The sequence below is a fragment of the Corynebacterium sp. H130 genome (assembly GCF_037572395.1).
Lineage (GTDB): Bacteria > Actinomycetota > Actinomycetes > Mycobacteriales > Mycobacteriaceae > Corynebacterium.
In genome coordinates, this window is sequence record NZ_JBBHLA010000002.1 from 222,863 (window position 1) to 235,834 (window position 12,972).

At 59.5% G+C, this 12,972-nt stretch carries 15 protein-coding genes and 1 pseudogene; 4 read left to right on the forward strand and 12 right to left on the reverse strand.

Annotated elements, in window-relative coordinates; genetic code table 11:
* Positions 1 to 31 precede the first annotated feature (31 nt).
* The 4 genes from tsaE to glmS all read right to left on the reverse strand — a co-directional run bounded on the left by tsaE (position 32) and on the right by glmS (position 4,918).
* Positions 32 to 523: a tRNA (adenosine(37)-N6)-threonylcarbamoyltransferase complex ATPase subunit type 1 TsaE gene (gene tsaE / locus WG939_RS04610; protein ID WP_339983155.1), complete on the reverse strand. Its 492-nt coding sequence runs from the start codon at positions 521 to 523 to the stop codon at positions 32 to 34.
* Positions 523 to 1,599 carry an alanine racemase gene (gene alr, locus WG939_RS04615; protein ID WP_339983158.1) on the reverse strand — a complete coding sequence of 359 codons (1,077 nt, stop codon included), beginning with the start codon at positions 1,597 to 1,599 and terminating at the stop codon, positions 523 to 525. The genes tsaE and alr overlap by 1 nt, the downstream gene beginning before the upstream one ends.
* Complete coding sequence (locus WG939_RS04620) at positions 1,574 to 2,935, reverse strand: NAD(P)H-hydrate epimerase (protein ID WP_339983161.1); 1,362 nt, start codon at positions 2,933 to 2,935, stop codon at positions 1,574 to 1,576. The genes alr and WG939_RS04620 overlap by 26 nt, the downstream gene beginning before the upstream one ends.
* 117 nt (positions 2,936 to 3,052) lie before the next feature.
* Positions 3,053 to 4,918: a glutamine--fructose-6-phosphate transaminase (isomerizing) gene (glmS, locus tag WG939_RS04625; RefSeq protein ID WP_339983164.1), complete on the reverse strand. Its 1,866-nt coding sequence runs from the start codon at positions 4,916 to 4,918 to the stop codon at positions 3,053 to 3,055.
* Positions 4,919 to 5,039: 121 nt separating this feature from the next.
* Between glmS and WG939_RS04630 the strand changes: the two genes are divergently transcribed.
* Positions 5,040 to 5,879, forward strand: coding sequence for a dienelactone hydrolase family protein (locus WG939_RS04630; RefSeq protein ID WP_339983167.1), 840 nt, complete (start codon positions 5,040 to 5,042; stop codon positions 5,877 to 5,879).
* Here WG939_RS04630 and WG939_RS04635 read toward each other — a convergent pair.
* From WG939_RS04635 to glmM, 4 genes are all read right to left on the reverse strand, one after another.
* Positions 5,876 to 6,112 (reverse strand): hypothetical protein, encoded by a 237-nt coding sequence (locus tag WG939_RS04635; RefSeq protein WP_339983169.1) that lies wholly within the window; start codon positions 6,110 to 6,112, stop codon positions 5,876 to 5,878. The two genes, WG939_RS04630 and WG939_RS04635, sit on opposite strands and share 4 nt — an antisense overlap.
* Positions 6,106 to 7,530 carry a hypothetical protein gene (locus WG939_RS04640; RefSeq protein ID WP_339983171.1) on the reverse strand — a complete coding sequence of 475 codons (1,425 nt, stop codon included), beginning with the start codon at positions 7,528 to 7,530 and terminating at the stop codon, positions 6,106 to 6,108. The genes WG939_RS04635 and WG939_RS04640 overlap by 7 nt, the downstream gene beginning before the upstream one ends.
* Positions 7,518 to 7,835: a hypothetical protein gene (locus WG939_RS04645; RefSeq protein WP_339983173.1), complete on the reverse strand. Its 318-nt coding sequence runs from the start codon at positions 7,833 to 7,835 to the stop codon at positions 7,518 to 7,520. Before WG939_RS04645 ends, WG939_RS04640 begins: the two co-directional genes overlap by 13 nt.
* Before the next feature lie 94 nt (positions 7,836 to 7,929).
* The gene (gene glmM / locus WG939_RS04650; RefSeq protein ID WP_339983175.1) at positions 7,930 to 9,273 is read right to left on the reverse strand and encodes a phosphoglucosamine mutase; all 1,344 of its coding nucleotides are present in this window, start codon (positions 9,271 to 9,273) and stop codon (positions 7,930 to 7,932) included.
* Between the two features lie 174 nt (positions 9,274 to 9,447).
* On the opposite strand from glmM, the gene WG939_RS04655 reads away from it, so the two are divergent.
* Positions 9,448 to 9,714, forward strand: coding sequence for a hypothetical protein (locus WG939_RS04655; RefSeq protein ID WP_339983177.1), 267 nt, complete (start codon positions 9,448 to 9,450; stop codon positions 9,712 to 9,714).
* Positions 9,715 to 9,804: 90 nt separating this feature from the next.
* On the opposite strand, the pseudogene rpsI (WG939_RS04660) reads toward WG939_RS04655, so the two are convergent.
* Positions 9,805 to 10,080 (reverse strand): annotated as a pseudogene (gene rpsI, locus WG939_RS04660) (30S ribosomal protein S9); the annotation flags it as partial.
* Between the two features lie 380 nt (positions 10,081 to 10,460).
* Between rpsI (WG939_RS04660) and WG939_RS04665 the strand changes: the two are divergent.
* Both WG939_RS04665 and WG939_RS04670 read left to right on the forward strand, forming a co-directional pair.
* Positions 10,461 to 10,916 carry a hypothetical protein gene (locus tag WG939_RS04665; RefSeq protein ID WP_339983179.1) on the forward strand — a complete coding sequence of 152 codons (456 nt, stop codon included), beginning with the start codon at positions 10,461 to 10,463 and terminating at the stop codon, positions 10,914 to 10,916.
* Positions 10,917 to 11,035: 119 nt separating this feature from the next.
* Positions 11,036 to 11,302 carry a hypothetical protein gene (locus tag WG939_RS04670; RefSeq protein WP_339983181.1) on the forward strand — a complete coding sequence of 89 codons (267 nt, stop codon included), beginning with the start codon at positions 11,036 to 11,038 and terminating at the stop codon, positions 11,300 to 11,302.
* 121 nt (positions 11,303 to 11,423) lie between these two features.
* Here the strand turns inward: WG939_RS04670 and rpsI (WG939_RS04675) are convergent, their stop codons facing one another.
* The 3 genes from rpsI (WG939_RS04675) to WG939_RS04685 all read right to left on the reverse strand — a co-directional run bounded on the left by rpsI (WG939_RS04675) (position 11,424) and on the right by WG939_RS04685 (position 12,957).
* Positions 11,424 to 11,969, reverse strand: coding sequence for a 30S ribosomal protein S9 (gene rpsI, locus WG939_RS04675; protein WP_339983183.1), 546 nt, complete (start codon positions 11,967 to 11,969; stop codon positions 11,424 to 11,426).
* Entirely contained in the window at positions 11,969 to 12,412 is a 444-nt protein-coding gene (rplM, locus tag WG939_RS04680; RefSeq protein ID WP_339983185.1) for a 50S ribosomal protein L13, read from the reverse strand. Before rplM ends, rpsI (WG939_RS04675) begins: the two co-directional genes overlap by 1 nt.
* A gap of 254 nt (positions 12,413 to 12,666) precedes the next feature.
* The gene (locus tag WG939_RS04685; protein ID WP_339983187.1) at positions 12,667 to 12,957 is read right to left on the reverse strand and encodes a WXG100 family type VII secretion target; all 291 of its coding nucleotides are present in this window, start codon (positions 12,955 to 12,957) and stop codon (positions 12,667 to 12,669) included.
* Between the last annotated feature and the right edge of the window lie 15 nt (positions 12,958 to 12,972).

Sequence of the window (12,972 nt, forward strand, 5' to 3'; positions counted from 1 at the left end):
GGGCTCCATGGTAGCCCGGCGCGCTTGACGATCAGAATTGCTCTCCCTTGATCTCCCAGGAAATAATGCGCGCCTCAGAATCCGGGTCTTCCTCGAACGCGGTGGTGCGGTCGAGGGAAATGAACAGGTAGCGGTCAGCGATCTGCTCTACCAGTCCCCCGCCCCACTCGGCGATGACCACGGCATCGAGCAGATCGGTGTCCAGGTCGAGGGAGTCCAATGCTCCGGAGGGGTCGACTCCGGAATCGAGGAGCCGGTAGGCGTCCACGTGGACGAGGGCTGGGCCGTCGGCAAGCGGGCGGTGCTCACGCGCGATCACGAAGGTTGGGGAGGTGACGCGCCCCTTCACGTTCATGCCGCGGGCGATGCCCTGCGTGAGGGTGGTTTTGCCGGCACCGAGTGGGCCGTCCAAGATGACGACATCGCCGGCTTCTAGGCTCTTCCCCAGGGCCAGTCCCCATTCCTGGGTTTCCGCTGGTGTTTCGCAGCGCAGCGTTCCAGAGCGTGGAAAATCGGGCTTCATTAGTTTCCTCCCACGAAGGTGCGCACCGTGCGACCCTTCGGCCAGCAAACAACCTCATAGTTGATGGTTCCCACGGCCGCAGCCAGTTCGGTCGCGGACATTCCGCCCTCACCAAAGATGATCGCGTTGTCGCCCGGCTGGACAGTATCCTGGCCCAGCCACACCACGATCTGGTCCATGCACACACGCCCGACCTGCGGGTAACGCTTGCCGTTGATGGTTACATCCAGGTGCCCCTGCACCAGGCGCGGCAGACCATCGGCGTAGCCAACGGGGACGATGGCGTAATTGCCGTCCTCCGGAGCGCGCCAAGTGTGGTTGTACGACGTGCCCTCTCCCTGCGCAATCCGCTTCACTACCGTGACGCGGCCTGACCAAGTCATGGCGGGCTTTAGCCCATTGTCCTGGCCAGGAATCGGCTCCAGGCCGTAGCAAATGAGACCGGGACGCACGACCTCCCAGTGCAGATCTGGCCGAGTGAGAACGGCCGGGGAATTCGCGAGGTGATTCAGCGGCACCTCAAGCCCGTGGCGCTTCGCGAGCGCGACGGCCTGCTCGAAGTTCACGGACTGCCAGTTCGTCGTCGGATCATCCACCACATCTGCGCAGGCCAGGTGACTGAACACGCCACTTACTCGCGCCTTGCCATGTGCAAAAAGTTCAAAGACCTCTTCCCAATCGCATTCCGGCACGCCGGAGCGACGCAGACCTGAGTCCACCATGATCGCGACCTCGCAGTCGATGCCTGCCAGGACGCGCGCCTCCGCGAGGCTGTGCACACCAAGGGAAATGTCACGGTCAATCGCTGCTTGGTAGTCCTGGGACAGGGACCAAATCCACGCCAGGATTGGCGTGCTGATGCCGGCGTCGCGAAGCTTGTGCGCCTCAGCCAGGGTTGCCACGCCGAAGCGGTCAGCGCCGTTGTCAGCCATCACGCGCGCGACCTCAGCTGCGCCGTGGTTGTACGCGTCGGCCTTCACCACCGCCATGAGCTGCGCGGGCGCCACACGATCCTTAATCAAACGGATGTTGTGTGCGATGGCGTCAAGATCAATTGTGGTGGTGAGCAAGTCCATGGGTAAACATCGTAGTCCTCACCTTGGGGATCGCACGGACAATGTCCCCCGCAATTTTCGGGGTGTTCCCCCAACCTGCCGCCAGCGCGTGCAGTCGCGCTGCCGACGCCACCGCGCTTATCGACGCCTCCCACGCCACCGCCTTGCCGATGATTCCGGCCAACACGTCCCCCGAACCGGGCGTTGCCGCCCACGACGAGCCCGCCTCCACCAGGTAAATCTCCGTCCCGTCGGTGATCACGGTGACGCGGCCTTTCAGCAGCACCACGCAGCCCAGGTCTTCGGCGAGCGCTTGGGCGTCACGGACCCGATCAAAGGGCTTGCGCCCGGTCAACCGTTCAAATTCGCCGTCATGAGGCGTGAGAACCGTAAGTGCCTTGCGCTGCCTAATCTTGTCTTTCAGCCCTGGCTGGTTGGCCAATTGCGTAAGAGAATCCGCATCAATCACCAGCGGAATGTCTTGGTCAATGAGCTGCCCGAGCATGTCTGTTTCGCCCACACCCGGGCCGATCACCCAAGCATCGCAGCGCCCCGGCGCGGCGACCACCTCCGGCTGCGCAGCCAGCACCTGCTGGACGCACGGACCGATGTACCGCACCATCGAGGAGGTTGCGCGCACTGCTGCCTGCACGCACAGCACGGCAGCTCCCGGATACTGGCTACTACCAGCATGAATCCCCACCACACCGTGGGTGTATTTGTGGTCATTCGGCCCAGGCTCCGGCCACGACCCGATCCCCGCCGCATACCCCCAGGCCTTCCCCATCGTGATGCCGATGTCCTTGAGCACGACCCGACCGCAACGCTCCCACCCCAGGATGTGCGCGGGCTTCAAACCGCCGAAAGTCACCGTGACGTCCGCGCTTATCGACGCCCCTTCCGCCATCCCCGTCAGCGGATCCACCCCGCTAGGAATGTCGACCGACACAACGGCGTGCCCATGAGACTGCTCAGCAGCTTCTTTGGCAGCTCCCGTGAGTGGTCCCCGCGCCCCGATCCCCACGATGCCGTCGATGATCAGGTCGGGGTCGTTCACCCCAGTCACCATGCGGGGATATTTGATCGCAGTGATCGCCGGGTGAATCCGTTCACCAAGCTGCCACACCTCGATAACTGCGCCACGCTTTTCCAGCTCAGCAGCCGCATAGAGTGCGTCCCCACCGTTGTTACCGGAACCTGCCAACACCAAGACCCGGCGGTGCCCAGGTGGGAGCAGCTGCCACGCCTCTACGGCCACGGCGAATGCGGCGCGACGCATTAGCCCCTCCCCTAGCTTTTGGATGAGGGGCTGCTCGGCCTCGCGGATCTGATCCGGGGTGTAGATCGGGTTGTGCATGACCCCAATCTAATTGTTCAAGCAAGCTGCGGGGGCCGTAGTCCAAATGGCGGCGCTGCAGGTGGGCGTCGAAAAGCAAAAAGCGCCCCACAAGGGGGCGCAATTCGCGGGGTGGGTTTACTCCACGGTGACGGACTTGGCCAGGTTACGTGGCTTGTCGATGTCCTCGTTGCCACACTGGCGGGCGATCTCAGCCGCCAGGAACTGCAGTGGCACGGTGGCCAGCAGTGGCTGCATGATCGTGGAGGACTGCGGGATACGGATCAGCCAGTTTGCGAATGGCTCCACTGCATCGTCGCCTTCTTCCGCGATGACGATGGTCTTGGCGCCACGAGCGCGGATCTCCTGGATGTTGGAAACGATCTTGGAGTGCAGCACCTTCACGCCACGAGGGGAAGGAACAACCACGACGACAGGCAGATCGTCCTCGATGAGGGCGATTGGGCCGTGCTTGAGCTCGCCGGCGGCGAAGCCCTCAGCGTGGATGTAGGCCAGCTCCTTGAGCTTCAGTGCGCCTTCCAGGGCGACTGGGAAGCCAACACCTCGGCCGAGGAACAGCATGGTCTTGATGGCACCAAGAACGCGTGCGATCTCAGTGACCTGCTCGCCGGACTCCAGTACCTCAGCGATCTTGGCTGGGATCTCCTCCAGCGCGTCCCAGATCTCCTTGATCTCATCCGGGTACTTGGTGCCCTTAGCCTGAGCCAGGGCGAGGCCAACGATGTAGTTTGCAGCAACCTGCGCCAGGAATGCCTTGGTGGAAGCAACACCGATCTCAGGGCCAGCGTGGGTGTACAGCACGGCGTCGGATTCGCGAGGGATCTGGGAGCCGTTGGTGTTGCACACTGCCAGGACCTTTGCGCCCTGGGTCTTTGCGTGACGAACAGCCTCAAGGGTGTCGGCGGTCTCGCCGGACTGGGAGACGGCAACCACGAGGGTGTTGGAGTCCAGAACTGGGTCGCGGTAGCGGAACTCGGAAGCAACCTCGATCTCGACTGGAATACGTACCCAGTGCTCGATGGCGTACTTAGCCAGCAGACCGGAGTGGTAGGCAGAACCACAAGCAACAACGAAGACCTTGTTGATGGCCTTGAGTTCCTGCTCGGAGATGTTGTCCTCGTCCAGCACGATGCGGCCGTCCACGAAGTGGCCAACGAGGGTGTCGCGGACAGCGTCAGGCTGCTCGAAGATTTCCTTCATCATGAAGGAGTCGTAGCCGCCCTTTTCAGCTGCTGCGAGGTCCCAGTCGATGGTAAAGGCCTTGCCCTCAGCAGGGGTGCCATCAAAGTTCATGATCTCGTGAGAATCAGCGGTGATGATCACAACGCTGTCCTGGCCGAGCTCGATAGCGTTCTTGGTGTGCTCGATGAAGGCAGCAACGTCGGAACCGAGGAACATTTCGCCCTCGCCCACGCCGACGATCAGCGGGGTGGAGCGACGTGCAGCGATCACGGTTCCTGCGTGATCGGCGTGAGTGAACAGCAGGGTGAAAGCGCCCTCGAGGCGGTTGAGAACCTTCATTGCCGATGCCTTGAAGTCACCTGCGGTCTCGCCCTCGTTGTATGCCAGTGCAAGCAGGTGGGTAGCAACCTCAGAGTCGGTCTCGGACTTGAGCTCGATGCCCTGTGCTTCCAGCTCGGCGCGCAGTGGCGCGAAGTTTTCGATGATGCCGTTGTGAACGATAGCTACCTTGCCGTCGAAAGAGACGTGAGGGTGTGCGTTCTGATCGGTTGGACGGCCGTGGGTTGCCCAACGGGTGTGACCGATTGCAGTGGTGCCGGAGAGGTTCTCGGCGCCAACTTCAGTGATGCGATCCTCCAGGTTCGCGAGCTTGCCTGCTCGCTTGACCACACTGATCACGCCCGCGCCGTCAGCCACGGCAACACCAGAGGAATCGTATCCTCGGTATTCCATGCGCCGCAGCGCCTCAACTGCAACATTTAGGCCTTGCTGCTTACCTACGTATCCTACGATTCCACACATGGCAGCAATTCTAATTGCAAATCTGAAGATGATTACTATCGACTGCCAGAAAATTCCCAAACTTTTGGCAAAACAGACAGATTCGGCGCGCCGGTTGCGCTTTCCACTATCCTGGTGAATTGTGGCTGAGAACCTAACGAAACAACTGAGCAAACTGTCCAAGCGCGGCCCGCACCGGGTCCTCGTCGGCGACCTCGAATACGCCGGCATTTCAGGCAAGGTGTACACACCTGCCGAAGGAAAAGGCCTTCCTGCTGTCGCTTTTGGTCATGACTGGATGACGGACATCAAGCGCTACCACGCTACCCTCCGTCACCTTGCCTCTTGGGGCATCGTTGTCGCAGCACCGAACACTGTCACCGGATTCGTTCCGAATCACCGTGGCTTCGCCGCCGATCTGGAGACCTCCTTGCAGATCCTCACCGGCGTCAAGCTCGGCGCAGGTAACGTGACGGTGGCGCCAGGAAAGATCGGCCTCGTGGGGCACGGCATGGGCGCTGGCTGCGCCATCCTTGCTGCTGCTGGCCGCGAGCATGTGAAGGCTGTGGCAGCCCTCTACCCTTCTGCAACCTCGCCATCATGCGAAGATGCTGCGCGGTCTGTTCAGGCACCTGGCCTAGTGATCGGCGAAACCGAGCGCGATTTTGTTAATTCCGGACACCCAGTGAAGGTCGCAGCAAACTGGGCTGGCGCTTGCACCTACCGCGAAATCGACGGCGCAAAGCAGTCTGGTTTCACTGAATTCTCCCTCGCGCGCGTCGCTGCGGGCATCGGTCGCCCACAAACTGCAGTCCAGGAACTCACCCGTGGTCTGCTGACCGGTTTCCTCCTGCACCGCGTGGCCGGCGAGAACAAGTACGCAGCATTCTCTGACGCTACCGCCACGGCGAAGAAGGTCACCAGTTACAACGCCACCGGTGTCCGTCTCCGCCTCGACGAAACCAGCCTCAAGGCGCTTTAAGCCCGCTGATCTCTCAGCACGCCCCGAACCGCAGCTTTCCGACTTCTTCTCGGTCGCAAACGTTGCGGTTCTTTTCGGTTTGGCACGCTTGTCGACGTCACTTCCCGCACCTCCTTAGCCACGTTGTTTGCCCGTTCCAGTTCGGCTTCAAAAGCCTCCATGCGTTCCCGGGCGCGCTGCCGGAAGCGCTGCATCACGGTGTCAAAGTCGGGTTTCACCATGCCGTTCACCATGCTCCGGCCTTTCGAGCGACGCCACTACCCACTGGTTCCGCAGGGGGCTCCTCCAAAGGAGCTTCTTCAACAGGCGCAGTGTCTACCACCGGTTGAGCCACAGGTGCTTCCACTGGCGCGGCTGCAGCAATTCCTTGCTTCGGTGGAGGTGGTGGCTCTACCGGTGATGGTTCAGGAACCACTTGCTTTGGAGGCGGAGGAGGCTCGACTGGAGTAGGCTCCGGCGGCGGTTCCGGAGCAGGAACTTCCGGCGGGGTCAGGAATTCTTCTGCTGCGGTAATCAGGGCGCCGATGATGGCGATGGCAACCCCAATGCCGATGATCGTGACGATCCCAGAGGAGCAATCTTCTGCGGGTTTTGCTTCTCCGATGATCTCGAAGTCCTTGTCCTCGCACGGCTTTTCCGGCTCGACGGTCACAGGTTCTGTTACGGGAGGTTTCTCTGGCGGGCACTTTTTCGGCGCTGGTACATCAGGCTTTTCTGGTGGGCATTCCTTTGGAGCTGGTGGAGCAGGTTTTTCGGGCGGACATTCCTTAGTTGCAGGTTCCACTGGCACGGGCGCTTGCGGTGTCCCGGGTGCTGGTTGTGGAGGTGGCGTCGGTGCTGGTGCCGGGGGTGGTGCTGGAGCTGGCGCAGGAGGCCCAACAGTGGGCGGTGGCGATGCCGGTGGGCACTGCGGTGCCGGCGCAGGCTCCACGCACTGTGGCGTGGTTTGGCAAGCTTTCGGCAACTCGGAGACTGGTTCCTCGCAAATCTCAGTACCTCGTTCGATGAGGCAATCGTAGTGCGCACATACACAGTCATCGCGGGCGGAAGCTAAGTCGATGACTCCAGAACCACATTCATTGATCAAGCGATCGGCAGCTTCCAGCACCGCCTGATACTGCGCTGGAAACTCCGTCTTGTCTATTATCGCAAGGAGCGCAGCGAGCCCATCTACCTCGTCTTTCGTCTTCGAACACATCTCGCGGGCTTGCTCGCCCGCATCTTCCTGTGCGGAGTCAATGTTGTCTGCCGCATCGGATACGTCTTTGCCGAATTCCTGGGATTTTTCGTCGCTGCGCCACCATTCCCACGCCTTCTCCAGAAGTTGATCCGCGATGAAACCACCCACTACGCCCAGCAGCGCGGTGGATGCCTTCTCAAAGAGCCCCTTTTCCTTCAGGGAAGTTGGACGCCCCGAATCGGCAATGTCTTTAGATGTCTTCCGGAGCCCATCGGTGTTGATCCCCTTGGTGCTGTCCAATGCGTCGGCAACCTTCTCCGGAGAATGCTTTGGCCCCAGCCAGTCACCGCCTGCCACGCTAGACAGCGCATCGACAGCATCGCGGTACAGCTCCTTCGCTTTGTCGAAGGCGTTGTCTTTCCCTGCTGGCGAAGGGGACTTCCCCTTGCTCTTCCCTTTTAGCTTTCCCACGCCTGCTCCTTCACCGCGTTCAGCAGGCCATGCGTAGCCTGGTCGGCAGCCTCGATGCGGTTGACGTCATCATGAGCGGCGGACGATACGCTCACTGCCCGCTGCATTAGCGTCAGATTGCGCTGATGAAGTGCCTGAAAGACGTGGTCAAGAGCTGCACCATAGGCATGAAAATCGCGACCGGCAGCTGCGGAGTCAAATCCTGCGGAAATGGTGTGGTGCCGAGTGATTTCGGCTTCGGTGTCGTCGACAAGCTCGCGCAAAAGCCCCCTGCTGAGCGCGGTGTCGATGTCCAAATTGAACATGAAAAATCCCCCTTTGTAGACAGTCAGGAGTAAAAACCCCTTCAATAGTTTTGACTGTCAAAAGGGGGCAAAAGGTTCCCTTTTGGCGAAAAATTTATACGGCAGCTACCACTGCAGCGAGCTGACCTGCGATTCTTACGGCGGTGTCGGCATCGGCAGCCTCGACCATGACGCGGAAGATTTCTTCCGTGCCAGATGGTCGCAGCAGGACGCGGCCGGTTTCGCCGAGCTCGTCTTCGGCGGCTTCAATGGCGGCGAGGACGCGGACGTCATCCATGATGATGCGCTTGTCGGTGACAGGCACGTTGATGAGCTTCTGAGGCAGGACCGTCATCGCCTGGGAAAGGACCTTCAGAGACAGGCCAGTTTCCGCCATGCGGGACATGATCGCCAGGCCGGTCAGGGTGCCGTCGCCGGTGGTGCCGTAGTCAGGGATGACCACGTGACCGGACTGCTCGCCGCCGAGGGACAGGTCGGACTCGCGTAGCTCCTCAAGCACGTAGCGGTCGCCGACCTTGGTGGTCTTGACCTCGATGCCTGCTTCCTTCATGGCCAGCATGAGTCCGAGGTTGGACATGACAGTCGCAACGAGGGTGTTCTTGCGCAGCGCGCCGCCCTCCTTCATCGCGATAGCCAGGATCGCCATGATCTGGTCACCGTCAACCACGTTGCCTTCAGCATCAACAGCGAGGCAACGGTCAGCGTCACCGTCGTGGGACAGGCCGAGGTCAGCGCCATGCTTCACGACGGCCTTCTGGATCTGCTCAATGTGGGTGGAACCGCAATCCTCATTGATGTTGTACGCATTGGGTGCATTGTGGATTGCCACGACCTCAGCGCCAGCTGCGGCATATGCCAGTGGAGCGACCTCAGAGGCGGCGCCGTTGGCGCAGTCCACCACGACCTTGATGCCGGAGAGATCAGTCTTGAAGGCCTGGCCGAGGTGGTTCAGGTAGCGCTCCTGGGCATCAGGTGCTTCCTCGATCACACGGCCAACCCCGTGTCCGGTTGGGCCCTGATCTTCCATGGAGTTCATGACGCGCTCGATTTCGTCTTCGACTTCGTCGGCAAGCTTGTGTCCACCGGCAGCGAAGAACTTAATGCCGTTGTCTGGCATTGGGTTGTGGCTGGCGGAGATCATGACGCCCATGTCGGCGCCGTAGTCGTCGGTAAGGAAAGCAACCGCAGGGGTTGGCAGCACGCCAACACGCAACACGTCGACACCACGGGACGCCATGCCAGCAGACAGTGCTGCTGCGAGCATTTCGCCGGAGACGCGCGGGTCACGGCCGACCACTGCGGTTGGGCGTCGCTTAGACGTACGGTTTTCCCTCGTCAGAACTTCGGCTGCTGCCTGCCCCAGACGAAGAGCCAGATTTACCGTCAGAGTTTCATTCGCGAGTCCGCGTACGCCGTCCGTACCAAAAAGTCGAGTCATAACTTTCATTATGCAACGTGCGGTGGTGACAAATCATCGACAACTCGCCTGCACCCACAATTCAAATGGTTTGTTAAGGAACTGAATAAATCGCAGGTTAAGGCTACGTAATGAGCAATTAGCAGGACTACTGGAAAAGCACATTTTGTGGACACGTAGCTAAGGATGTCTCTCATGACCGCGACACACGACCCGTTTAGCGCCGAAATGGAAGGCTTGGAGCAGGGTCTGAGCCCGCGCCAGCTTCGCATGATCGCCATTGGCTCCGCAATCGGCACCGGCCTTTTCCTCGGCGCTGGTGGTCGTCTCCACAATGCTGGCCCGTCCGTCGCGCTGCTGTGCTGTTGCAAAGTTGGGTGGAGAACCGCGAACACTCCTTTCTTCGTCGCCCGGCCGGCATTATGGCCCAGCCTGCTTAGGCAGTCTCGAACACCCGGCTGACGATCACCGCATCCGGATTCGGCGCCCTAAGAAACGGCAAAGCCGCCACCACACAATGTGGAAGCAGCTTGTGCGCGAAGCGATAAGTGATTAACGCTTGGAGTACTGAGGTGCGCGACGTGCCTTGTGGAGACCGGCCTTCTTGCGCTCGACTGCACGAGCGTCGCGGGTAAGGAAGCCTGCCTTCTTGAGGGCTGGGCGGTCGGCTGGGTTGTACTTGTTCAGAGCACGAGCGATTGCGAGACGCATTGCGCCAGCCTGGCCGGTTGGGCCGCCACCGGTGAGGTTAGCGACGATGTCGAACTGACCCTCACGGTCGATCAGGACCAGTGGAGCCTTGATCAGCTGCTGGTGCAGCTTGTTCGGGTTAGCAATCACTGCAAGAGAGACACCGCCCGAAAGAAGAAACGGCCACTTGAGACGCCATCACCTTGCGATACACAACTTGCCACAAGCCACTTCTCTTCATCTGCCGAAAACACACGACAACGTTGCATAGACCCACCCACCTCAAGGAGCCCCATCACTAATGCCCCTCAATCAAACAGTCACAATTCAAAGGCAAACAGGGCAGTATCACAAGAGGAAAACGATTTCCCAATACTCTGACCACAAGGACCCCACCACTCAAATTGATAATTATAATCACTAACGCCAGCACCTCCCGACACAAAAAGGTCTTCATTATGGGACTACCCCCAAAGAAACCTCAATACTTGCGGAATGCTTTGCTATCTCTTGCGCTCTTGACAACGACTTCCACTTTCGGACTGGACGCAATTGCACAAGAATTCCCGGCTACAACCATGCCCAATACTGAATCGACCCCCTCAAACCTGGATGCGGAGATCGACAGATATACCTATCGAGACAGCAACGACGTCTTGAAATTTGACATTGCAGCCGCTCAAGAAGACCATGCGTCAGAAACCGCCATTCGCTCCGGTGAATACATCAACGGCTTCAGTTCCGGTTCCCAATCAAGGAGTTTGGATGGCTTCATGAATAAGTGGCGCTACTGCGGACCAAACAACTCACAGCCTGGACCGCCTCAGGTAGGCAAGCCGGCCGATGAAGCTTGCATGAATCATGACATTTGCCTCCGAAACGCAGCCGACAACGAAGCCAAGAAGGGGTGCGACCAAGCACTAGTCGAGGCTACTCAACGCGAACTGGACTCAAATTCAGGAGCATATTCATGAGACGATATTGCATACCTACACGCTATGAAGAGAGCTATCGGCTGGGCAAAGGACCACTGTCGAGTCGACAATCCTCCGTCCGTCTGCTCAGGAAAACTGATCTAGGGAGCTAGCTCGTAATGACAAATCGAATCGATATCTTGAGCCGAATCACGCTGGTAGGCGCATTTATCGTTGCTGCGCTCGTTTCGGCGGACGAGTTTCAGGCAGACAACATGTTCCGCGCTGTCTCGGCTGCAATCCTCGGCATATTAGGCGTGATTGTCCTGCTCAAAAATCGGCAGGTTACGATAGCGCTCCTCGCCTTCCTCGCACCATGGATTGATATCGTCATCATGTTTGTCGCATTTGGCATCTTTGGCTTTCGCGTGACAACGGGCATCTGATCCAAGCCTCGTCAATCGTTTGATACCAGTCTTCCCACAGCAAAACCGCCCTGCCCACCAAAAGGTGAACAGGGCGGTTTTGTGAAGCAGATGGCGCGAAAGCCACCAAGTACAACTGCGATTAACGCTTGGAGTACTGAGGTGCGCGACGTGCCTTGTGGAGACCAGCCTTCTTGCGCTCGACTGCACGAGCGTCACGGGTAAGGAAGCCTGCCTTCTTGAGGGCTGGGCGGTCGGCTGGGTTGTACTTGTTCAGAGCACGAGCGATTGCGAGACGCATTGCGCCAGCCTGGCCGGTTGGGCCGCCACCGGTGAGGTTAGCGACGATGTCGAACTGACCCTCACGGTCGATCAGGACCAGTGGAGCCTTGATCAGCTGCTGGTGCAGCTTGTTCGGGAAGTACTCTTCCAGGGTGCGGCCGTTGCACTTGAACTCGCCGGTGCCTGGCACCATGCGAACGCGAACGATGGCGCGCTTACGGCGACCAACGGTCTGGATTGGGCCGTCGAACTCGATTGGAGCAGCTGGGGCAGCCTCTTCGGAAGCCTCAGGAGCAACGATGTCGCCGATGGTGTTGGTGAACTCTTCGGTAGCAGCGGTTGCAGCAGCGATGTCTGCAGCGTCAGCCTGGAGCTCAGCGTTTTCGGTTACGTTCTGTTCGGTCATTACTGTGCCACCTGCTTGATCTCGAAGGTCTCAGGCTTCTGAGCAGCGTATGGGTGCTCGGAGCCGGCGAACACGTGCAGCTTCTTAACGGACGCACGGGTCAGCTTGTTGTGCGGCATCATGCCCTCGATTGCCTCGAAGACAACGCGCTCTGGGTGCAGTTCCATGGAGCGACCCAGGGAAAGAGTCGTCAGGCCACCTGGGTACCCAGAGTGACGGTAGCGGAACTCGGTGTTGCGCTTGTTAGCGGAAATGTGAACCTTGTCGGCGTTGATGATGATGACGTGGTCACCGCAGTCAACGTTTGGCGCAAAGTATGGCTTGCGCTTGCCGCGGAGCAGGTCAGCAGCGGTAACTGCCAGGCGACCCAGCACCACGTCAGTGGCGTCGATAACGTACCACTTGCGGGTTACGTCACCGCTCTTTGGGTGAAAAGTAGACAAAATGACTCCTTATAAGTCTGTCTAGAACTGCCAGCCAATCACGCGTGTGCCAAACACTTAGAAACTCGGCGGCCGGTGGGGACCCGAATCAGCGTTGCCCAATGGGCGACACACACAGACAACCAACAATAAGCCATGACCTGCCGAAAACAAAAATCGCGTCGACCTCCACCAGCACCCGCCTTCCACAACGAGTTGTATTGCCAGCGACGTCGACGCGATTTGTAGACCCCGTTTTGTTTACTTAACTAGCGTTAGCCCCAGCTGGTGGCGGCCATGCGGTTGATTTCACCCATGCGGTTGTTGCCATCGCGCACGGTCTTGGAGATGGTCTCCAGGATCATGTTGAGCTCGGCTGCAGCCTTGTCCCACTTTGCCTGGGCCTCGTTGTAGGCCTGAGCCGATTCACCTTCCCACGATGCGACCATTGGCTGAAGGCCGGTCTTTAGGTCGTCGAGAAGCCCGTTGATGCGGCCGGCGGTGGTGTTGATGTCGGTGGCGGCGGCTTCGATGTCGCCGAACTGGTACTTGATTACGGATTGCATTGTGGTCCCCCTGTT

What these genes read in the sequence shown, in the direction of transcription:
- glmS (WP_339983164.1), bottom strand. Translation starts at nt 4,918, where the DNA reads ATGTGTGGAATCGTAGGATACGTAGGTAAGCAGCAAGGCCTAAATGTT.
- WG939_RS04635 (WP_339983169.1), bottom strand. Translation starts at nt 6,112, where the DNA reads ATGGTGAACGGCATGGTGAAACCCGACTTTGACACCGTGATGCAGCGC.
- glmM (WP_339983175.1), bottom strand. Translation starts at nt 9,273, where the DNA reads ATGACTCGACTTTTTGGTACGGACGGCGTACGCGGACTCGCGAATGAA.
- WG939_RS04645 (WP_339983173.1), bottom strand. Translation starts at nt 7,835, where the DNA reads ATGTTCAATTTGGACATCGACACCGCGCTCAGCAGGGGGCTTTTGCGC.
- WG939_RS04620 (WP_339983161.1), bottom strand. Translation starts at nt 2,935, where the DNA reads ATGCACAACCCGATCTACACCCCGGATCAGATCCGCGAGGCCGAGCAG.
- tsaE (WP_339983155.1), bottom strand. Translation starts at nt 523, where the DNA reads ATGAAGCCCGATTTTCCACGCTCTGGAACGCTGCGCTGCGAAACACCA.
- WG939_RS04655 (WP_339983177.1), top strand. Translation starts at nt 9,448, where the DNA reads ATGACCGCGACACACGACCCGTTTAGCGCCGAAATGGAAGGCTTGGAG.
- WG939_RS04670 (WP_339983181.1), top strand. Translation starts at nt 11,036, where the DNA reads ATGACAAATCGAATCGATATCTTGAGCCGAATCACGCTGGTAGGCGCA.
- alr (WP_339983158.1), bottom strand. Translation starts at nt 1,599, where the DNA reads ATGGACTTGCTCACCACCACAATTGATCTTGACGCCATCGCACACAAC.
- rpsI (WP_339983183.1), bottom strand. Translation starts at nt 11,969, where the DNA reads ATGACCGAACAGAACGTAACCGAAAACGCTGAGCTCCAGGCTGACGCT.
- WG939_RS04685 (WP_339983187.1), bottom strand. Translation starts at nt 12,957, where the DNA reads ATGCAATCCGTAATCAAGTACCAGTTCGGCGACATCGAAGCCGCCGCC.